This window comes from Bradyrhizobium sp. AUGA SZCCT0105 (assembly GCF_018129565.1).
Taxonomy (GTDB): Bacteria; Pseudomonadota; Alphaproteobacteria; order Rhizobiales; family Xanthobacteraceae; genus Bradyrhizobium.
Map to the genome: position 1 here is coordinate 41,488 of NZ_JAFCMK010000017.1, position 20,655 is coordinate 62,142.

Here is a 20,655-nt window from a genome sequence, read left to right on the forward strand (position 1 = left end):
GCTCACGCACGTTCAAGCGCAAGCTCATTTCGATCGTCCCGGATCGCCATTGCCGGATAGCACCTGCGCGGCGCCGCCGATGCCGCGCCGGAAGGCCTCATCGAAGGTGACGCCGCGAAACCGCCATGTGTAGTCCCTGCCGCGCCACGCCATCCGCCATTGCGTGGCCCAGCCGAGATCCTTGTCGTCCCAGACCAGCTGTCCGACCAGAATGGCCTCGCCGCCCCGCGGCGCCACGATCGCACTCAACTGCGCGGGCGGCGTCTTCAGGAGGCCGGCAGCCGCGACATTGGCGCTCGTCAGAGCGGCCCTCTCGGGCAGCACGAAGCGCATGCCGCGCTTGCCGGCCGCAGCCGCGAGTGCATCGCGCTGCAAATCGGACTGCGTCCCGTCCGATGTGACGATATAGTCCTTCGGGCCGTGCAGCATCTCGACGAAGACGCCGAGCGCCGGCCGCTGCGATCGCCACGGCTTGAGGCCGAGCTTGACGAGGATGCCGTCGATCTTGTTCTCGTCGAAAGCCACCGTCAGGTCGTAAGGCCGGTCGCGGGTGCCCTGCTCGTCATGATGCGGCTTGCCGGCATACTGGTCGTGATAGTCGAAACTGCTGACGAATTCTCTGGCCCTCGATTTGTATGCGGCCAGCCTGCGGTCGCTTGCCAGCATCGGCTGGCCGGAGACCTTGATCAGGACGTCTTCCAGGCATGCACCGAAGCCGATGATGCGGTTCGGCTCGCCCTGGCCGGTGACGACGGCCTGCGCGCGGTAAAGGCTGTCATCCGCCGCCATCGCAGCGCTGCAACAGATCAATGCAGCGGCAAGCAAGATCACTCCGCGCGCGAACGCGGCGATCGAATTGGGTTTCGTCTCAAGCAAGGCAGCCATGGTCACCTCCGCTCGGTCACGTCATCAACGGCACATTGGCGGCATTTTTCGGCAGCGCCAACATGTTCGGACTTGGGCACCATTCCATCGGCCGCACTGCACGCTATGGCCACGCGCCGCAAGCTTGACATATGCTCGGTGGAGGCGCGGCGGCGCCGGGTGCGCCGCCCAAGACAAGAAGATCGACGAGAACAGCCAGCAGGAGACGTCCCGTGAAATGCTATGAGTTGCAAGGCCCCGGCGGCGTCGACGCGCTTGCGCTGGTCGACAAGCCGGTTCCGCAGGCCGGCCCCGGCGAGGTCCTGGTACGGCTGAAGGCGGCGACGCTGAACTATCGCGACCTGCTCACGGTCAAGGGCGGCTATGGCTCGCGCCAGAAATTTCCGCTGGTGCCGGTCTCCGACGGCGCCGGTGTCGTCGAGGCGGTCGGCGCCGGCGTCAGGAGTTTCGCACCCGGCGATCGCGTGATCGGCAGCTTCTTCGAAAGCTGGCTCGGCGGCGAGCCCAGCGAGGCGCGGATGCGCGCGGCGCTTGGCGGCAGCGTCGACGGCGTGCTGACCGAATACCGCGTGTTCCCGGCGCACGCGCTGGTGCGCACGCCGGACCATCTCAGCGACATCGAGGCCGCGGCACTGCCCTGCGCCGGCCTCACGGCGTGGAGCGCGGTGGTCAAGCTCGGCGATATCAAGCCGGGGCAGACGGTGCTGACCCAGGGCACCGGCGGCGTCTCGCTGTTCGCGCTGCAATTCGCCAAGATGTGCGGCGCCCGCGTCATTGCAACCTCTTCCAGCGATGCCAAGATCGTGCGGCTGAAGCAGCTCGGCGCCGATGTGACGCTCAACTACAAGACCACACCCGACTGGGGCAAGAAGGCGCGCGAGCTGACCGGGCGCGGTGTCGATCTCGTTGTCGAGGTCGGCGGCGTCGGCACGCTGAACGAGTCGATCCGCGCGACGAAGATCGGCGGCACCATCGCCTTCATCGGCGTGCTCGCCGGTCCCGCCTCGTCCGACACCCGGCTGCCGCTGATGGTGATGCAGCAGCAGCGGCTGCAGGGCGTCACCGTCGGCTCGATCGAGGATCTGCAGGCGCTGTGCGACGGCATCAGCATGCACGGCGTCAAGCCCGTGATCGACAAGGTGTTCGCGTTCGACCAGGTCAAGGACGCGTTCGCCCACATGGCGAGCGGCGCGCATTTCGGCAAGATCGCGATCGCGATCGGCTAGCATGCTTGCCTAGCGCCCCGTGAACTGGGCCTTGCGCTTCTCGACGAAGGCCTTGCGGCCTTCCTGCGCGTCGGCGCTTTCGCGGATCACCATCTGCAGCTCGATTTCGCGGCGGAACTGATCGGCGTAGCTTGCGTGCTCGCTCTCCTCGAGCAGCTGCCGGGTCGCGACCAGCGCGCGCGTCGGGCCATCGGCGAGGCGGCCTGCTAGCGCTTTCGCCTCGTCGAGCAGCCTTGCGTCGTCGACCACGTCGCGCACCAATCCCCACTCCTTGGCTCGCTCGGCCGACAACGGCTCGTTCAGCAGCATCAACTCGAGTGCGCGCTGGCGCCCGATCAGGCGCGGCAAGAGCCAGGTCGAGCCGAGGTCGGGCACCAGGCCGATCCGGCTGAACACCTGGATGAAGCTCGCCGAGCGCGCGGCCAGGATGATGTCGCCGGACATCGCAAGGCTGAAGCCGCCGCCGGCCGCGACGCCGTTGACGGCGACCACCACCGGCATCCGGCACTCGCGCAAGGCCTGCATCGCCGGCCAGTAATGCTTCATCACGCCGGTATAGATATTGTCGCCGAGCGAGTTGAACGCCTTGAGATTCTGCCCGGAGCAGAAGCCGCGTCCCTCCCCGGTCAGGATCAGCGCGCGGATGCCGGGCTCGACGCCCATCTCGCCTATGGCGCGTGCGAGATCACCGAGCAGTTCCGGCGTCATGGCGTTCAGGCTGGCGGGATCGTTCAGCGTCAGAATGCCGACCTTGCCGTCCCGCTCACGCTTCACACTGCTCATTTTCCGCTCCCCGAAATTGGTTCTTGTTGCACTGACAGTGCCAAGCTTGGCATGCTACGCCAACGCGACCCGCCCGCAACAAGAACAGCGAAAGCAACGCCATGTCCGACCAGTTCTCCAACTCGCAAGTGATCCGCAAGCCGGCCGTCAGCGCCAAGGGCGGCATCGTCGCCGCGCAATCGCGCAAGGCGGCCGAAGTCGGCGCGGAGGTATTGGCAGCGGGCGGCGATTGCGTCGACGCCGTGATTGCAACCACCTTTGCGCTGGGCGTGCTGGAGCCATGGATGAGCGGCGCCGGCGGCGGCGGCGCCATGGTGCTGTACCGCGCCAAGGAGAACCGCGTCGAGGTGATCGACTACGGCATGCGGGCGCCGGACGGCCTGCGCCTCGAGGATTATCCGCTGACCGGTGGCGCCGCCTCCGACCTGTTCCCCTGGGCGCGGGTCAAGGACGACCGCAATCTGCACGGCCCCGGCTCGATCGCGGTGCCCGGCGTCGTCGCCGGCATGGAAGAGGCGCATCGCCGCCACGCCAAAATGCCGTGGAAGGACCTGCTGGCGCCGAGCGTCAAGCTCGCCGGCGAAGGCCTGCTGGTGGATTGGTGGACCACCGACATGATCGCAAGCTCCGCCGCCGATCTGCGGCGCTATCCGGCCAGCGCCGCGGCGTATCTGCTGGACGGCCTGCCGCCGAATGCGCAATGGGGCATCAGATCGGTGGTCCGCATGCCGCAGGACAGGCTGAAGGCGACGATGGCGCAGCTTGCCGCGGCTGGCCCGCGCGATTTCTACGAGGGCGATCTGGCGCGCAACATCGCTGACGATATCCAGGCCGCCGGCGGCGCGCTGTCGGTGCGCGATCTCGCCGCCTTCCGCGCCCATCTGCGCGAGCCGCTCAGGATTCCCTATCGCGGCGGCACGGTCTACGCGACGCCGGAGCTGACCGCGGGTCCGACCATGGCGCGCACGCTCGGCCTGTTGCAGAAGGCGTTCGCACCCGCGCAGGGCGGTCCGGACGCGGCCGCCTATGCTGCCTACGCCGAGGCGCTGCAGGCCGCCTATCGCGAGCGGCTGAAGGACATGGGCGACGTCGACGGCCGCCGCGCGCTCGGCGCGGAGGCGATCGCCCCAAGCTGCACCACGCATTTCTCGGCGGTCGACCGCGACGGCAACATGGCCGCGGTGACGCAGACGCTGCTGTCGACCTTCGGCTCCAAATTCGTGACGCCGAACACCGGCCTCACCATGAACAACGGCATCATGTGGTTCGATCCGACGCAAGGCAATCCGAACTCGCTTGCGCCCGGCAAGCGCTGCCTGACCAATTACACGCCCGTGGTGGCGGAAGGGGCCGACGGCCGCCGTCTTGCCGCCGGCGCATCCGGCGGCCGCCGCATCCTGCCCGCGGTGTCGCAGTTGCTCTCCTTCGTGATGGATTTCGGCATGGATCTCGACGCCGCGATCCACCAGCCACGCATCGACGCCAGCGAAGGCAATGTGGTGATCGGCGATGTCCGCCTGCCGCAAGCTGTGCGCGACGCGCTGCGCGGCAGCTTCGACTATGCGGAGGCCCGCATCCAGACCCAACCAAAGAAGTTCGCCTGCCCCAGCATCGTGCTGCGCGACGGCACCACAAACAGCGGCGCCACCGAGCCGTTTCATCCGTGGAGCGATGCAATCGCGGAGGGGTAAGTTGTGCGCACAGCTCTCCTCCCGCCGTCGTCCCTGCGAAAGCAGGGACCCATAACCACAGGGTCATGTTGTTGAAGGGGGCTGTGGCCCCAGCGTCGCGCAACGATTGCGATTTGGGGTAATGGGTCCTGGCTTTCGCCAGGACGACGAGGATGGTTCTCGCGCGATACGACGCACGATCATTGCGTACTTCATCTCGGTGTCATCGCCCGGCTTGACCGGGCGATCCAGTATTCCAGAGACGCCGGCGCGTGAGCCGAGAGGCCGCGGCGTACTGGATCGCCCGGTCAAGTGTTCAGCCCGAGGACATGACCGACGGGTGTTCGGAGACATAGCCGACACATCATAGTGCAGGGATTGGCAAAGTGGGAGGCCAAGTCCATGCCATGGCGTGAGGTGTCGGTGATGGATCAACGGCGCGAGTTTGTACGGCTTTCGATCAGCAGCGCGGGATCCGAAAGGTGAACCGTGTTTCGGCGGCGGAGGACGTCACCTCGAGCTTGCCGTTGTGGGCGCGCGCAATTTCCGCGGCGATGTAGAGGCCCAAACCCAGGCCTTCGTAGGTCGACTGGTGCGCAACGCGAAAGAACGGCTGGAACAACCTCTCGATAACCGCCGGAGAGATCGGCGTCCCGCCATTGGCGACCGACAACTCAAAGCCCTCGCTGTCGGTTGCCGCTGACACCCTGATCGGCGAATTGCCATCGCCATGCTTCAGGGCATTGCCGACCAGGTTGGACAGCAGTTGCGCGATCCGGGCCGGATCGGAGTTGATGCCGCGATTGATGGCGAAATCGGTCTGGATCACGCGATCGGGCCATGCCGCACGCAATTCATTCACGACTTGCTCAAGCGCCGGCAGCAATTGCGCGTCGGCGCTGCGCTTCAATCTGAAGCCGCCGCCCAGACGGGCGCGCGCAAAGTCCAGGACATCGTCGATCAGGGCCGCCATGCGCTTCACGCTGTTCTGAAGCAACCCGACATAGGTCATCGACTTTTCGTTGAGCGGCTCCTTCAGCAACAGCCTCATGCCCGCGTCGATCGAGGCGAGCGGATTGCGCAAATCGTGCGCGAGCACCGCGATAAATTGCTCGCGAATCTCATCCGCCTGCTGGTGGTTCAGCAGCGCGGCCTCGCTGGTTGCGACCCTCTCCTGCGCCTGCAAATGAAACGCGATCAGCGAAGCGAACAATCTGAACATGTTGACGACTTCCGGCGTGTTCACTTTCGCCGGGTGCGGATCGATCGCGCAGAGCGTCCCGAAAAACGTGCCATCGGCGAGGACGATCGGGATCGAAATGTAGCTTTGAAATCCGTACATCGCCGGCGTGCGGTGGTCGCGAAAGGCCGGATCCTCGGCGACATGGTCGATGACAACGCCGTGTCCGCTCGCCCGGATTTCGTCGCAGATCGTGGTCTCGACCTTCAGCTCATCGCCGGGCTTCAGTCCGAACGAGATGTTGTCCCGGACCGCGCAGGCAATCCAGCGGCTTTCCGTGACCCTCGCCACCGCGGCAAAGCCCATGCCTGTGCTGCGGCACACCACGTCGAGGATGGTCGGAACTGCATCGATCCGGCTGATCGCCAGGATATCAGCCTTCAGGTCAGCGGGGAGCTCTGTCGTCGCGGCGGCTGACGAGCCTTCCAAGTTCGTGGCAATCAACTCGGGAATTCGGATCTACCTCACGCAAAACACCGGGTACAAAAAGCTCGATCATGGGTCACGCACGATGGGGATCGTCAGTGATCTCAGCATGGCCCGAAACTTCGACCGCTGTCCACATCTAATGATGGTTCCCGCATTTCCCAAGTTCGGATCGCACCGACGCCGCAGGGGCCTGTCGGATAAATCAGTGATCGGCACTTTCGCGATGGCGCGCCGAGCGACATTGCAGGACGCAAATGGGCTGATACATTTCGGCCCGACAACGAACAATGGTGACTGGCTTGAGCGATGCAAGCGCAGACGTGCCGCCCGGCGCTCAGCTCCTCGGACGCGAGTGGCTGGGCTTCGACGGCGAAATCGCCTCGATCCGCTTTGTGGCGCAGCCGCTGTTCACCAACCGGCATGGAACGATCCAGGGCGGCTTCCTTGCGGCGATGCTGGATTCGGCGACAGGCCTCGGCGCCCTCGCTGTACTTCCGTCAACCAAGACCGTGGTGACCAGAACCCTCACCACGCGGTTTCTCAAGCCGGCGCGCGTCGGTCCGATCACGGCCAAGGCCAAGGTCGTCTCGCAGACCGACCGCGACATGATCGTCGAGGCCGATCTGATCGACGCTGACAATTTGACGGTTGCCAGCGCCACGGCCGAATTGCGGATTCTGGACAAGCGATAGCCATGCGTTGTGCTCCCTTCGTGCTGTCAGCCCTGCTGCTGCTTGCGGTCTCTGCGGCGCAGGCGGCCGGACTACGGCGCTTCGACGTTCCCGCCGGTCCCGAGGGGCCTGCGATCAGAGGGGTGGTATGGCATCCCTGCGCCGAGCCCCCGCACGAGATCGACGCCCGCGGCGGCAGAACATTCTTCGGCGTCAACGACTGCCCGATCGTGGGAGACAAGCTGCCGCTGATCGTGATCTCGCATGGCAGGCGCGGCTGGCTCGGCGGCCATCACGACACCGCCGCGGCGCTTGCGGATGCCGGCTTCATCGTCGTGACGATCAATCATCCGACCGATACCGAGCGCGACACCAGCGGCACCGACAGCCTTGCCGTCACGGTCGAGCGGCCCGCCGACATCAAGCGCGCGATCGACTACGCACTCGGAGGCTGGCCCAATGCAGCTCGCATCGATGCCGGACGCATCGGTCTCTATGGTTTCTCCTGGGGCGGTTATACAGGCCTCGCGGCGATTGGCGGCGAGCCCGATCTCCGCAAGGGCCTGCCGAACTGCCAGACATCGAGCTTGCGGGCGTGCAAGGAACTCGAAGGCGGAGAAAAGCCGAGCGGACCGGTCGTCCACGATCCGCGGATCAAGGCTGCGATCATCGTCGATCCCTTTCCTGTGCTGTTCTTTGCCGCCGAAAACCTGAAAGCCGTGACGATCCCGATTCAGTTGTGGAGCTCGGACCCCGCGCAGAGCGGCGACGGTCTCTCCGGGTGCTGTGCCGCCGCGATCAACGACAAGCTTCCGTCCAGACCGGACTTTCACCTGGTGAAGGATGCCAAGCACTTCTCCTTCCTCGCGACCTGCACGCCGGAGGAGACAGCGAAGATGGCTGCCATCTGCACCGACCCGCCAGGCTTCGATCGCCTCGCCTTTCATCAGCGCTTCCACACGGCCGCCATCGCGTTCTTCAGAACGCATTTGGGCGAGGCCGGGACGCGATAGCTTCGTAGGGTGGGTTAGCCGGAGGCGTAACCCACCATTGTCGTCCCAAATCGGCCTGTCGACCGACGGGAGACCAGCGGTGGGTTACGCTTCGCTAACCCACCCTGCGCAACCGCCCATCCGCATTCTACATCCCGAGCTTGTCCCTTACCCGGCCGGTCAGCACCGCCGTGGTGACGCCGACGCGCCAGAAAGCGTGCATCGGGATCGGCTTGATGCCGGTCACGGGCATGTCGATCTCCGCCTTTGCACCTCCGACCAGGCGGCGGGCGAGTTGCGCGCCCATCGCGGTCGAGAGCGCAACGCCGCGGCCGTTGCAGCCGAGCGAGATCAGCAAATTCTCCGCGGGCGCATGAACATGCGGATAGTGATCGGTGGTGATGGCGAGCCGGCTGTTCCAGCCGTGGGTCCAGCTGACGCCCTTGAGCTGCGGCCACAGCCGTTCGGCGTAGCGCATCAGATAAGCGACGTCGGTCGGCTTGCTGATCCAGCGCATCGGGCCGCGGCCGCCCATCAGCAGGCGATTGTGCTGGTCGATCCGATAATAGACCGTGATGTGGCCGCTCTCGTAGAGCACCGGACGGCCCGGCATGATCGAACGCGCGACCTCGTCGGACAGCGGCGCGGTCGCCGCGATCGACGAGAACACCGGCACGATGGTGCGGCGGAGCGCGGGCCAGAGATCATCGGTAAAGCCATTGGTCGCGAGCAGCACCTTGTCGGCATGCACGATTGCGCGCGGGGTCTCGATTCGCCAGCTTCTGCCGTCACGGCGCAACGACAGTGCCGGCGTCTCGCCATGGACGGCAACGCCGGCACCGATCGCGGCGCGCGCCAGGCCGCGTGCGTAACTCAGCGGATGCAGGTCGCCGCCGCGCACATCCAGCATGGCGCAGAGGTAACGGTCGCTGCCGGTCATCTCGCGCATCTCGGCGGCATTGAGCAGCTTGACCGGCATGCCGCGCCGGATGCACTGCTTTGCCGTGGTCTCGATCGCCGTGGCGCTGGCTTCATTATAGGCGGCGCGCAGCGTGCCGTTCTGCCGCGCCTCGCAGGGAATCTGGTAGCGGCGGATCAGGTCATGCGTGAAGTTGGTGGTGCCGTAGGAGAATTCGATCATGCGGCGGCCGAGGTCGGCGCCGAAATCCTGTTCGATCTGATCGGGGTCGTGCTTCAGCCCCGGATTGGTCTGGCCGCCATTGTTGCCGGAGGCGCCCCAGCCCGGCTCCTGCGCCTCCAGCACGGTCGCGAGCACGCCCTGCTCGGCGAGGTGCAGCGCGGTCGACAGGCCGGTAAAGCCGCCGCCGATGATCGCGACCGGCACGCTCTTGTCCGATGTCAGCGGCGGTGTCGGCGTCGCCTCCACCGCGGTGTCGGCGTAGAGACTCGGTGGCAGCGGCAGGCGAATAGGCGCGTTCATTGCAGGTGGCCTGATCACAACGGGTGCAGCACGCGGCGCAGGAAATCCTGGGTGCGCGGATGCTGCGGTTGGTTGAGGACGGATTTGGCGGAGCCCTGCTCGACGATGACGCCACCGTCGATGAACAGCACGCGGTCGGCGACGTCGCGGGCAAAGCCCATCTCATGGGTGACGACGACCATGGTCATGCCGTCATCGGCGAGCTTGCGCATCACCGACAGCACCTCGCCGACCAGTTCCGGATCGAGCGCCGAGGTCGGCTCGTCGAACAGGATCGCCTTCGGCTGCATCGCCAGCGCCCGCGCGATCGCGACGCGCTGCTGCTGGCCGCCGGAGAGCTTTGGCGGATGCACCTCGGCCTTGTCGGCAAGGCCGACCTGCGCGAGCAGCGCACGGCCGCGGGCGATCGCCGCCTCGCGCGGCTCCTTCTTCACATAGAGCGGCCCCTCGATGACGTTCTCGAGCGCGGTGCGATGCGGAAACAGGTTGAAGCGCTGGAACACCATCGAGACCTGGGTGCGGATCGCCACGATCGAGCGGGCGCCCTGATCGACGCGCGCGCCCTCGACGCTGATCTCGCCGCGATCGTAGCTCTCGAGGCCGTTGATGCAGCGCAGGATGGTCGACTTGCCGGAGCCCGACGGGCCGATGATGCACACCACCTCGCTCTTGGCGACCGATGCCGTGATGCCCTTCAGCACCTCGACCTTGCCAAAACTCTTGTGGACGTCGCGGAGCTCGATCATTTGCGGTTCGCCTTGTTCTCGAAGTGCCGAACCAGCAGGATGAGCGGAATGCTCATGGTGAGATACATCAGCGCCACCAGCGTGAACACGCTGGTGTTCTTGAAGGTCGAGGAGGCGATCAGCTTGCCCTGCAATGCGAGCTCGGCGACCGTGATGGTGGAAGCCTGCGAAGAATCCTTCAGCATCATGATCATGATGTTGCCGTAGGGCGGCAGGATGATCCTGACCGCCTGCGGCAGCACCACGCGGCGCATGGTGAGCCACCAGCCCATCCCGATGGTCTGTGCCGCCTCGATCTGCCCCTTGTCGATCGCCTCGATGCCGGCGCGGAAATTCTCCGCCTGATAGGCCGAGTAGGCGATGCCGAGTCCGATGATCGCGGCCTGCAACGCCGACAGCGCGATGCCGAAATCGGGCATCACGAAATAGATGTAGAACAGCAGCACGATGATCGGGATGCCGCGGATCACATTGACCAGCGCCGCGCTGAGGCCTGTGAGGATGTGAATTCCGGACACCCGCATCAAGGCCCACACCAGCCCGAGCGCGGTCGAGAGCAGGAGCGAGCCGATCGTGACGACGATGGTCAGCCAGACACCCTGCAACAGGATCGGCACGAACTCGACGGCGTCATGGAAGAATTTTTGCATCGGCTAAATGTATCCAGTCCCGTCACATGCTCGAATACTACCTCCGTCATCCTGAGGTGCGAGCCTTGCGGCGCACTTGCGCCGCTGGGCGAGCCTCGAAGGATGAATCGGCCCCGCTGGTGGCCGTCGACCCTTCGAGACGCGCTACGCGCTCCTCAGGGTAACGGGTCAACTAATCTCACATAGCCAGACAGAGTGAAGCAGCACACGCGCTCACGACGCGCTGGTCTTCTGGCCCCATTTCTCCAGGATCTTCGCGATCGTGCCGTTGGCCTTCAGCTTGGCCAGCGAGGCGTTGATCTTCGCCAGCAGCTCGGTGTCGCTCTTGCGGATGCCGATCGCGACCGTGCCGACGGTAACGGGCTTGTAGCCATCGACCAGCCGCACATCGGCGAAATTGCCCTGCTGCAGATTGTAGGCGAGGATCGGATAGTCGGCGAAGCCGGCCTTGAGACGGCCGGCATTCACGTCGCGCAGGATGTCGGGAATGGTGTCGTAGACCTTGACCTCGCTGAACAGCCCGGTCTTCTTCAGCGCATCGACGAACGCGGTGCCGACCTGGGCGCCGACCACGGTGCCCTTCAGATCCTCCTGCGTGGCATAGGCCTTGGCGTCGGACTTCGGCACCACGAGGCCCTCGCCATAGGTGTAGACCGGCTCGGAGAAGTCGATCACCTCCTTGCGCGCGGCGGTGGCGAACATCGCGGCGGCAATGATGTCGATCTTGTTTGCGGTCAGCGAGGGGATCAGCGCCGAGAACTGCATCGGCTCGATCTGCACCGAGAAGCCGGCGTCCTTGCCGATCTCGGTGGCGAGATCGACCATGATGCCCTGGATCGAGTTGGTCTTGGTGTCGAGGAAGGTGAAGGGAATGCCGGTCGGCGTCGAGCCGACCTTGAGCACCTGCTGCGCGCCTGACGGCGCGCTCAAGGCAAGGGCAAGCGCCGCGACCGCGGCATGGACGAGACGCTGAAAGGACATCGCACACCTCCCGAAGCTGGCCTCGGCGCCGCATCGCCCTGCTTTTCGAGCTAGATGTTGCGGGCGACGCCGTTCCGGCCTATTTTCACCAATATGAAATTGTGGTCACGAAACCGCGGCCAATGCAAGCGGTTTTCATGCACATGAAGGAAGCGGATTGACGTGAGCGGCGGCAAGAGAATGCGCAAAGGCGCGGCAGCGCGGCCCGTGACGCCACGACGCGCGGCCAAAAAGCCGGTCAAGAAGCCGGCCGAACCGGCGATGGATCTCGCGGTCGGACGCCGCATCCGCGACCTGCGCCGCACCAAGCAGATGTCGCTGGAGACCGTTGCCGCGCGTACCGACCTGTCGATCGGCTTCATCAGCCAGATCGAGCGCGGCCTGTCGTCGCCCTCGCTGCGCGTGCTGGCGACGCTGGCCGACGTGCTCGGCGTCGGCATCGCCGCGCTGTTCGGCGCGACGCCGAGGGATGGCGGCGCCGGCGGCGTCGTGACCCGCGAGGTGCAGCGCGCCGAGCTGAAGCTGTGGCGCACCGGGATTTCGAAGCAGCTATTGAGCCCGGCCGGCAGCGAGAGCCGGCTCAATCTGTTCCTCGTGCATCTCGAACCCGGCGGCAACACCGGCGACGAGTTCTATACCCATGACGGCGAAGAGGCCGGCCTCGTGCTATCAGGCGAGATGATTCTGACGGTGGATACCGAGACCTGGACGCTGAAGCAGGGCGACAGCTTCCGCTTCGCCAGCCGCCGCCCGCATCGGTTCTCCAATCCGGCCGGCGACGCCAAGGCCGTGGTGCTGTGGGTGAATTGCGTGACGGCGGCGGGGTGAGGCCCCGCGCTCTCTCCGTTCGTCGTCCCGGCGAAAGCCGGGACGACACCTGTTATTACGGAGCCCTCACGTCAAGACGCATCACTTCAACCCCATCACGATTTCCTCGATCTTGATCGGGAAATTCCGCACCCGGATGCCGGTGGCATGGAAGACGGCGTTGGCGACTGCGCCGGCGCTGCCGGTGATGCCGATCTCGCCGACGCCCTTGATGCCGAGCGGATTGACGTGCGGATCGTGCTCGTCGACCGTGATCACCTCCATCGGCGGCACGTCGGCATTCACGGGCACATGATACTCGGCGAGGTTCGCATTCAGGATGCGGCCCGAACGATGGTCCATCACCGCCTCCTCGTGCAGCGCGAAGGAGAGGCCCCAGATCATGCCGCCGTAGAGCTGGCTCTGCACCATCAACGGATTGACGATGCGCCCCGCAGCGAATGCGCCGACCAGCCGCGTCGCGCGGATCTGGCCGAGCTCGGGATCGACCTTGACCTCGGCAAACACGGCGCCATGCGCGTGCATCGCATATTGCGACTGCGCCGCCGCATCGGCCGCGCCGCTGCCGGTGGCGTCGACCTCGGCGAGGCCGGCGCGCGCCAGGATGTCGGCATAGCTTTCGCTGCGCGCATCGTCGTCGCGGCGATGCAGCCGCCCGGCCCGCGCCACCACGCCGGCATTGCCGGCGCCGAACAGCGGCGAGCGCTGGTCCGCGGTCGCGAGCTCGGCGAGCTTTGCGATCACGGCAGCGCCTGCATTGTGGATCGCGGCGCCGACGGTTGCGGTATGCCCCGAACCGCCGGCAATGCCGGCATCGGGCAGATCGGAGCTGCCGGAGCGGAACGTCAGCTGATCGAAATCGAGACCGAGCGCGTCGGCCGATATCTGCGCCAGCGCGGTCCAGGCGCCCTGCCCCATGTCGTGCGCGCCGGTCTCCATCACGCCTTTGCCGTCGGCGCGGACCACCGCGCGCGCATTGCCCTGGAACATGATGGCCGGAAAGGTCGCGGTGCCGACGCCCCAGCCGACCAGAAAGCCGTTCTCGTCACGCATCTGCTTCGGCTGCAGCGGACGCCCCGCCCAGCCGAAGCGCTCAGCGGCCTTGGCGTAGCACTGGCGTAGCGCCTTCGAGGAAAACGGCTTGCCGGTGGTCGGCTCGACCTCGGCATAGTTCTTCAGCCGAAACTCCAGCGGATCGATACCGCAGGCGAACGCCGCCTCGTCGATCGCGCTCTCCAGCACGATCGATCCGGTGGCCTCGCCCGGCGCGCGCATGAACAGCGGCGTGCCGGTGTCGACGCGCACCGCTTCGTGCGCGGTGCGGATCGCCGGGCTGGCATAGAGCGTGTGCGAGGCGTCAGCGGCGGGCTCGTAGAAATCGTCGAAGCTCGACGTCGTGACCCGCGCCTCATGATTGATCGCGGTCAGCTGGCCCGCATCGTCGGTGCCGATCTGGATGCGCTGGCGGGTCGGCGGACGATGGCCGACCGGGCCATACATCTGGCTGCGGCGCAGCACCAGCTTGACCGGACGGCCGATCAGCTTGGCGGCCATGATGCCGAGCACCTGCGGTCCGGAGATCAGCCCCTTGGAGCCGAAGCCGCCGCCGAGGAACGGGCTGTTGATGTGGATGTTCGCCGGCGGGATGCCGAACAGGCCCGCGATGCGCATCTGCGCGAACCCCATGCCCTGGCTCGGCGTGTCGATGAACAGGCGGTCGCCGTCCCACACCGCGACGATCGCGTGCGGCTCCATCGCGTTGTGATACTGCGCCGGCGTCTCGTAAGTCGCGTCGGTTAGTTTCGAGGCCGCGGCCATGCCGGCATCGATATCGCCGTGGCGGACTTCGGCGGGGTTGCCGATGCCGACCACGGGTGGCGCATAGGCCTTGCCGGCGTCGAGGCCGACGCGCGCGATCTCGACCTGGTAGCGCGGCGAGAGCAGCGCTGCGCCTTCGGTCGCGGCTTCCAGCGTCTCGGCGATCACGACCGCGATTGCCTGGTTGGCGTAGCGCACCTCGTCGCTCTGCAACAGCTCCATGCGGAAGGCGAACGGGTTGCCCTTGGCGTCGGGATCTTCCGCCAGCTCGGGCTTGTGCGCCGGCGTCATCACGTCGATGACGCCGGGATGGCGCATGGCGGCGGCGACATCGAGCGCGGTGACGCGGCCGCGCGCGATGCAGCTGGTTGCAATCACGGCATAGACCATGCCGGGCGGATGATTGTCCGCGGCATAGCGGGCCTTGCCGGTGACCTTCAGCACGCCATCGGTGCGGGTCATCGGCTGGCCGATATTCGAGCCGTGCCTGATGTGGGCGGGGTCGCGGGTCAGACTGAGTTCAACCGTCATGCGTTACGCTCCTGCAACGGACGAGAAGGGAGAGCCGGGCAGCGCGGGAATGCGATCCGGCGTGCCTGCGGCGGCAAGGGTGAGCGCGCGCACGACGATGCGCTGTGCGAGCTCGATCTTGAAGGCGTTGTCGCCGGACGGCTTGGCGCCGGCGAGCGCCGCGCGCGCCGCCTCGCGATAAACCGCCGCATCGGGCGCGGCGCCCGCGAGCACCTGCTCGGCCTCGCGCGCCCGCCACGGCTTTGCCGCGACGCCGCCAAGCGCGAGCCGCGCCTCACGGATCTTGCCGTCCTCGATACGCAGGCCGGCCGCGGCCGAGACCACGGCGAAGGCATAGGACGTGCGCTCGCGCACCTTGATGTAGCGGGCATGGCCGGCGAAGCTTCGCGCGTCGGCCGGCAGCCGCAGCGCGACGATCAGGTCGCCGCGCTCCAGCACGGTCTCGCGCTCAGGCGACTCGCCGGGCAAACGATGCAGCGCCTCGAGCGGCAGCTCGCGCCGGCCGCCCTTGCCCTCGATCTCGACGATTGCATCGAGCGCGACCAGCGGCACGCAGAAGTCGGACGGATGGGTGGCGATGCAGCCCTCGCTCCAGCCGAGCACCGCGTGCAAGCGGTTCTCGCCTTTCAGCGCGTCGCAGCCGGCGCCCGGCCAGCGCCGGTTGCAGGCGCTGCCGGCGTCGTAGAAATAGGCGCAGCGCGTCCGCTGCATCAGATTGCCGCCGACGGTCGCAGCATTGCGCAGCTGCGCCGATGCGCCCGACAGCAGCGCCTCGGCGACCGCGGGATAGTTGCGCGCGAACGCGGTGTCATGCGCGAGATCGGCGTTGCGCACCAGCGCGCCGATGCGCAAGCTACCATCGGAGAGATGCTCGATGCGATCGAGCCCGGGCAGACGCGTGACGTCGACGAGGCGGCTCGGCCGGCTGACGCCGCCCTTCATCAGGTCGAGCAGATTGGTGCCGGAGGCGAGATAGGTCGCGCCCTTCTCGGAAGCCGCCGAGATCGCGTCCGCGACGCTGGCCGGCCTGACATAATCGAAGTTCATCATGCGGAGCGCCTCTGCTTGCTGGCGGTCATGTTGGATTGTGCCTCGAGCACGGCTTCGGTGATCCCCTGATAGGCGCCGCAGCGGCACAGGTTGCCGCTCATCCATTCGCGCACGCGCTCGGGGTCGTCGCCGGCCTGGCCTTCCTGGATCAGGCCGATGCCACTCATGATCTGGCCCGGGGTGCAGAAGCCGCACTGGAAGCCGTCATGGGCGATGAAGGCGGCCTGCACCGGATGCAGCTCGCCGCCGCGCCCGACGCCTTCGATGGTGGTGATCTCGGCGCCGTCATGGCTGACGGCGAGCGCGAGGCAGGAATTGATGCGGCGGCCGTCGACCAGGATGGTGCACGCGCCGCACTGGCCGCGGTCGCATCCCTTCTTGGTTCCGGTGAGGTCGAGCCGCTCACGCAACAGGTCGAGCAGGGTGACGCGGGGGTCGTCGAGGGCAATGTCCCGGCGGACACCGTTGATGGTGAGACTGATGGGGAGATTCATGCAAGGCGCTCCGATCCGTGTATGGTCGGGTTGAATCGAGGCAACGCGAACCCGTGGCCGCCGATGCATGATCGGCGCGCCTTGTCAGGCCCGGTGCTGGTCGCCATATACGGAGGCATCCTCCGTTTACAAGGGAGGGTGAAAAGAAAAAGGAATGGCCGGTTCATCACCAGAAATTGTCCGCAAGCCGCGCGCCGACGCCGTGCGCAATCGCGAGCGCGTGCTGGAAGCGGCCAAGGCCGTGTTTTCGGCCGGCGGCAGCGAGGCGAGCCTCGAGGCCGTCGCGCGCCATGCCGGCGTCGGCATCGGCACGCTGTATCGCCACTTCCCGACCCGCGAGGCGCTGTATGAGGCGGTCTATCGCCGCGAGGTCGAGCAGCTCGGCGATCTTGCCGAGCAATTGCAATGCGCCCCCGAGCCGGTCGAGGCACTGCGGCGCTGGCTGCGCGCCAATGTGGAATTCGTCGCGACCAAGAAGGGCATGGTCGCAGCCCTCGCTTTGGTCGCGCACGGCTCGACCGAGCTGCACGCCTATTCGTTCGAACGCCTCACCAAGGCGATCGGCACCCTGCTCGCGCGCGCCGTCGCGGCCGGCGCCATTCGCGACGACATCAGCGCCGAGGACGTGCTGCGCGCGCTGATCGGCATGTGCTACATGCACGACCAGCCGGGCTGGCAGACCACGGCGCTCAGGCTGTTGGACGTGTTCGTGGACGGACTGCGGATGCAGCCGGCGGGTGCAGCGGCATCCGCGGCAAAGCCAGCAAAGAAGAAGGCCGACCGGCCGCGCTCGCCGTAGCTGCTACAAGTGTATCGTAATCAGAAATACTCCGCGCGAAGGCCACGTGTTGGGCGCGCGGATTCCGGCCATTGAACGAAGGTCGAATGGGCGATCCGGTGTTTCCATTCGCGCGTCGTCCCCGGGAATGACTATGCTGGCAAAAAACAGGTAGACGCGAGAGCCAACTCCGCGATCTGCCGATTGGCCATGGCGAGGAAAACGCGCGTTCGCGCTCGAGCTTTCGAGGACGACTCCCGGCATTCGGGAAAAGATGCGCCTGCCGTTCATTTGGATTGCCGAAATGAACGAGAGCATCTCATCTCCGTTTATCCGCTACCCTATCGGCACCTCGCTGCTGATGGCCGGCATTCTGTTCGTCGGCATCGTCGCCTATCCACTGCTGCCGGTCGCGCCGCTGCCGCAGGTCGACTTTCCGACCATCCAGATCTCGGCGAGCCTGCCCGGCGCCAGCCCCGAAACCATGGCCTCCTCGGTTGCGCAGCCGCTGGAGCGGCAATTCGCGCAGATTCCCGGCATCGCGCAAATGACCTCGACGAGCTCACTCGGGTCGACCGCGGTCACCATCCAGTTCGATCTGAACCGCAACATCGACGGCGCCGCCAACGACATCCAGGCCGCGATCAATGCCGCCGGCGGCCAGCTGCCCAAGAACCTGCCGTCGCCGCCGACCTATCGCAAGGTCAACCCGGCGGACTCGCCGATCCTGCTGCTGTCGGCGACCTCCGACACCCTGCCGCTGATCAGGGTGAGCGACGCGGTCGACGCCCAGCTCGGGCAGCAGATCAGCCAGATTTCCGGCGTCGCCCAGGTGTTCATCGGCGGACAGCAGAAGCCCGCGATCCGCGTGCAGATCGATCCCGCCAAGCTGGTCGCCAAGGGGCTCTCGCTGGAAGACATCCGCGGCCAGATCGCCATCACCACGGTCGACAGCCCGAAGGGCAACATCGACGGCGCCAGCCGCGCCTACACGATCTACGCCAACGACCAGCTCCCGGACGCCAAAGACTGGAATGACGTCATCGTCGCCTACCGCAACGGCGGCCCGTTGCGGATTCGCGACATCGGCCAGGCCGTCGCCGGGCCGGAAGACATGAAGCAGGCCGCCTGGGCGGACGGCAAGCGCGGCGTGTTCCTCGTCATCTTCAAGCAACCCGGCGCCAACGTCATCGGCACGGTCGACAGGATCAAGGCGCAGCTTCCGAGACTGATTGCCGCGATTCCGCCCGCCATCAAGATCAAGATCATCAGTGACCGGACCTTGACCATCCGCGCCGCCGTCGAGGACGTGCAGATCACGCTGCTGATCACCATCGTTCTGGTCGTCATGGTGATCTTCATCTTCCTGCGCAGCTTCTGGGCTACCGTGATTCCTGCCGTCACCGTGCCGCTTGCGCTGCTCGGCGCCTGCGCGCTGATGTGGGTGTTCGGCTACACGCTCGACAATCTGTCGCTGATGGCGCTGACGATTGCGGTCGGCTTCGTGGTCGACGACGCCATCGTCATGCTGGAGAACATCACGCGCTACGTCGAGCAGGGCGAGCGGCCGCTTGCCGCGGCGCTGCGCGGCGCCGGCGAGATCGGATTCACGATCCTGTCGATCAGCATCTCATTGGTTGCGGTGCTGATCCCGCTGCTCCTGATGGGGGGCGTCATCGGCCGGCTGTTCCGCGAGTTTGCGGTGACCCTGGCGATGGCGATCTTCGTCTCGCTGGTGGTGTCGCTGACGCTGACGCCGATGATGGCATCGCGCTTCCTGCGCGCGCATGGCGAAACCAGGCACGGCCGGCTCTACCAATGGAGCGAAGCGGCATTCGAGCGGATGCTGCATGGCTATGAGCGCAGCCTCGATCTGGCACTGAGCTGGAGCCGGACCACGCTGTGCATCTTCTTCGCGACGCTGGCACTGTCGGTCTATTTGTTCGTGATCATACCCAAGGGATTCTTCCCGCAACAGGACAACGGCTTCCTGAACGCCGTGTCGGAGATGGCCCAGGACATCTCGTTTGCCGACATGAAGCAGCATCAGGAAGAACTCAGCCGGATCGTCCGGGCCGATCCGGCGGTCGACAGCATGGCCGAGTTCATCGGCGGCGGCGGCACCGCGCTGAATTCGGGCCGCATGTACATCACGCTGAAGCCGCACGAGGAGCGCGACGCGGACGCGCAGCAGATCATCGCGCGGCTGCGGCCGAAGCTCGAGGCGGTCGAGGGTGCACGCCTCTACATGCAAGCCTCGCAGGACGTCCGGCTCGGCGGCCGCGCCACCCGGACGCAGTTCGAGTACACGCTGCAGGACGCCAACCTCGCCGAGCTGAACCAATGGGCGCCGAAGATCCTGGCCAGCATGAAGACTCTGCCTGAGTTGCGCGACGTCGCCACCGACCAGCAGACCGAGGGAACGACGCTGACGATGACCATCGATCGCGACACCGCGTCGCGCTACGGCATCCAGCCGCAGCTGATCGACGACACGCTGTATGACGCGTTCGGCCAGCGCCAGGTGACCCAGTACTTCACCCAGCTCAACAGCTATCACGTCATCCTGGAGATCCTCCCCGAACTGCAGGGCAAGCTCGACACGCTCAACAAGCTCTACATCAGGTCACCGACGACGGGCGACGAAGTGCCGCTCTCGGTGTTCTGCAAGTGGACGACGGTTCCGGTGCGCCCGCTCGCGATCGCGCACCAGGGGCAGTTTCCCGCAACCACGATCAGCTTCAACCTCGCGCAAGGGGTGGCGCTCGGCCAGGCCACCGATGCGATCCAGGACGCCGTCGCCAATCTCGGGGCTCCGGCCACACTCAGTTCGAGCTTCCAGGGCACCGCGCAGGCCTTCCAGCAGTCACTGAGCTCGGTGCCGCTGCTGATCCTGGCTGCGCTGGTCGTGGTCTATCTGATCCTCGGCATGCTCTATGAAAGTTACATCCATCCGCTCACGATCCTTTCCACGCTGCCGTCGGCCGGCGTCGGTGCACTGGCGATCCTGATGGCGTTCGGCTTCGATTTCAGCCTGATCGCGCTGATCGGCATCATCCTCCTGATCGGGATCGTGAAGAAGAACGGCATCATGATGGTCGACTTCGCGATCGCCGCCGAACGCGAAGAGCATTTGTCGCCGCGCGCATCGATCCGGAAAGCGGCGCTCTTACGTTTCCGCCCGATCATGATGACGACGATGGCAGCCCTGCTCGGCGGCGTACCGCTGATGCTCGGCACCGGAACAGGCGCGGAAATTCGTCAGCCGCTCGGCTATGCGATGGTTGGCGGCCTGATCGTGAGCCAGGCGCTGACGCTGTTCACGACGCCGGTCGTGTATCTCTATCTCGACAGATTCTCGAACGCGCTCTCGAGCTGGACGGCAACGAAGCGGGACGACGATGCTGAACCGCCGTTGAAGAACGCCGCCGAATAGCCATTC

Annotated in this window: 17 protein-coding genes; 7 read left to right on the plus strand and 10 right to left on the minus strand. The window is 66.0% G+C overall.

The window, feature by feature from the left end; all coding sequences use genetic code 11:
* Positions 1 to 24 precede the first annotated feature (24 nt).
* Positions 25 to 885 carry a DUF2066 domain-containing protein gene (locus JQ573_RS38330; RefSeq protein ID WP_212316362.1) on the minus strand — a complete coding sequence of 287 codons (861 nt, stop codon included), beginning with the start codon at positions 883 to 885 and terminating at the stop codon, positions 25 to 27.
* 212 nt (positions 886 to 1,097) lie between these two features.
* On the opposite strand from JQ573_RS38330, the gene JQ573_RS38335 reads away from it, so the two are divergent.
* Positions 1,098 to 2,111 carry an NAD(P)-dependent alcohol dehydrogenase gene (locus JQ573_RS38335; protein ID WP_212316363.1) on the plus strand — a complete coding sequence of 338 codons (1,014 nt, stop codon included), beginning with the start codon at positions 1,098 to 1,100 and terminating at the stop codon, positions 2,109 to 2,111.
* 9 nt (positions 2,112 to 2,120) lie between these two features.
* Here JQ573_RS38335 and JQ573_RS38340 read toward each other — a convergent pair whose 3' ends face one another.
* The gene (locus tag JQ573_RS38340) at positions 2,121 to 2,894 is read right to left on the minus strand and encodes an enoyl-CoA hydratase-related protein (protein ID WP_212316364.1); all 774 of its coding nucleotides are present in this window, start codon (positions 2,892 to 2,894) and stop codon (positions 2,121 to 2,123) included.
* A gap of 101 nt (positions 2,895 to 2,995) precedes the next feature.
* Here JQ573_RS38340 and JQ573_RS38345 point away from each other — a divergent pair, with 101 nt between their 5' ends.
* Positions 2,996 to 4,585, plus strand: coding sequence for a gamma-glutamyltransferase (locus JQ573_RS38345; protein ID WP_212316365.1), 1,590 nt, complete (start codon positions 2,996 to 2,998; stop codon positions 4,583 to 4,585).
* 439 nt (positions 4,586 to 5,024) lie between these two features.
* On the opposite strand, the gene JQ573_RS38350 is transcribed toward JQ573_RS38345, so the two are convergent.
* Positions 5,025 to 6,248, minus strand: coding sequence for a GAF domain-containing sensor histidine kinase (locus JQ573_RS38350; RefSeq protein ID WP_249132740.1), 1,224 nt, complete (start codon positions 6,246 to 6,248; stop codon positions 5,025 to 5,027).
* A 275-nt stretch (positions 6,249 to 6,523) separates the two neighbouring features.
* Between JQ573_RS38350 and JQ573_RS38355 the strand changes: the two genes are divergently transcribed.
* Complete coding sequence (locus JQ573_RS38355) at positions 6,524 to 6,925, plus strand: PaaI family thioesterase (RefSeq protein WP_312011751.1); 402 nt, start codon at positions 6,524 to 6,526, stop codon at positions 6,923 to 6,925.
* A 2-nt stretch (positions 6,926 to 6,927) separates the two neighbouring features.
* Positions 6,928 to 7,917: a dienelactone hydrolase gene (locus JQ573_RS38360; RefSeq protein ID WP_212316367.1), complete on the plus strand. Its 990-nt coding sequence runs from the start codon at positions 6,928 to 6,930 to the stop codon at positions 7,915 to 7,917.
* A gap of 127 nt (positions 7,918 to 8,044) precedes the next feature.
* Here JQ573_RS38360 and JQ573_RS38365 read toward each other — a convergent pair whose 3' ends face one another.
* From JQ573_RS38365 to JQ573_RS38380, 4 genes are all read right to left on the minus strand, one after another.
* The gene (locus JQ573_RS38365) at positions 8,045 to 9,337 is read right to left on the minus strand and encodes an FAD-binding oxidoreductase (protein WP_212316368.1); all 1,293 of its coding nucleotides are present in this window, start codon (positions 9,335 to 9,337) and stop codon (positions 8,045 to 8,047) included.
* Between the two features lie 14 nt (positions 9,338 to 9,351).
* Complete coding sequence (locus JQ573_RS38370) at positions 9,352 to 10,083, minus strand: amino acid ABC transporter ATP-binding protein (protein ID WP_212316369.1); 732 nt, start codon at positions 10,081 to 10,083, stop codon at positions 9,352 to 9,354.
* Complete coding sequence (locus tag JQ573_RS38375) at positions 10,080 to 10,733, minus strand: amino acid ABC transporter permease (protein ID WP_212316370.1); 654 nt, start codon at positions 10,731 to 10,733, stop codon at positions 10,080 to 10,082. The genes JQ573_RS38370 and JQ573_RS38375 overlap by 4 nt, the downstream gene beginning before the upstream one ends.
* Positions 10,734 to 10,946: 213 nt before the next feature.
* Positions 10,947 to 11,714, minus strand: coding sequence for an ABC transporter substrate-binding protein (locus tag JQ573_RS38380; protein WP_212316371.1), 768 nt, complete (start codon positions 11,712 to 11,714; stop codon positions 10,947 to 10,949).
* A gap of 180 nt (positions 11,715 to 11,894) precedes the next feature.
* On the opposite strand from JQ573_RS38380, the gene JQ573_RS38385 reads away from it, so the two are divergent.
* Complete coding sequence (locus JQ573_RS38385; RefSeq protein ID WP_249132742.1) at positions 11,895 to 12,542, plus strand: cupin domain-containing protein; 648 nt, start codon at positions 11,895 to 11,897, stop codon at positions 12,540 to 12,542.
* 81 nt (positions 12,543 to 12,623) lie between these two features.
* Here the strand turns inward: JQ573_RS38385 and JQ573_RS38390 are convergent, their stop codons facing one another.
* Genes JQ573_RS38390 through JQ573_RS38400 form a run of 3 tightly spaced genes read right to left on the minus strand, consistent with a single transcriptional unit; the run spans position 12,624 to position 16,435 of the window.
* Entirely contained in the window at positions 12,624 to 14,891 is a 2,268-nt protein-coding gene (locus JQ573_RS38390) for a xanthine dehydrogenase family protein molybdopterin-binding subunit (protein WP_212316373.1), read from the minus strand.
* Positions 14,892 to 14,894: 3 nt separating this feature from the next.
* Positions 14,895 to 15,941, minus strand: coding sequence for a xanthine dehydrogenase family protein subunit M (locus tag JQ573_RS38395; protein ID WP_212316375.1), 1,047 nt, complete (start codon positions 15,939 to 15,941; stop codon positions 14,895 to 14,897).
* The gene (locus JQ573_RS38400) at positions 15,938 to 16,435 is read right to left on the minus strand and encodes a (2Fe-2S)-binding protein (protein WP_212316377.1); all 498 of its coding nucleotides are present in this window, start codon (positions 16,433 to 16,435) and stop codon (positions 15,938 to 15,940) included. The genes JQ573_RS38395 and JQ573_RS38400 overlap by 4 nt, the downstream gene beginning before the upstream one ends.
* A 154-nt stretch (positions 16,436 to 16,589) precedes the next feature.
* On the opposite strand from JQ573_RS38400, the gene JQ573_RS38405 reads away from it, so the two are divergent.
* Positions 16,590 to 17,234: a TetR/AcrR family transcriptional regulator gene (locus JQ573_RS38405; RefSeq protein ID WP_212316380.1), complete on the plus strand. Its 645-nt coding sequence runs from the start codon at positions 16,590 to 16,592 to the stop codon at positions 17,232 to 17,234.
* Between the two features lie 283 nt (positions 17,235 to 17,517).
* A complete protein-coding gene (locus tag JQ573_RS38410) occupies positions 17,518 to 20,649 on the plus strand; it encodes a multidrug efflux RND transporter permease subunit (protein WP_212316382.1) in 3,132 nt (1,043 codons plus the stop codon).
* Positions 20,650 to 20,655 lie beyond the last annotated feature (6 nt).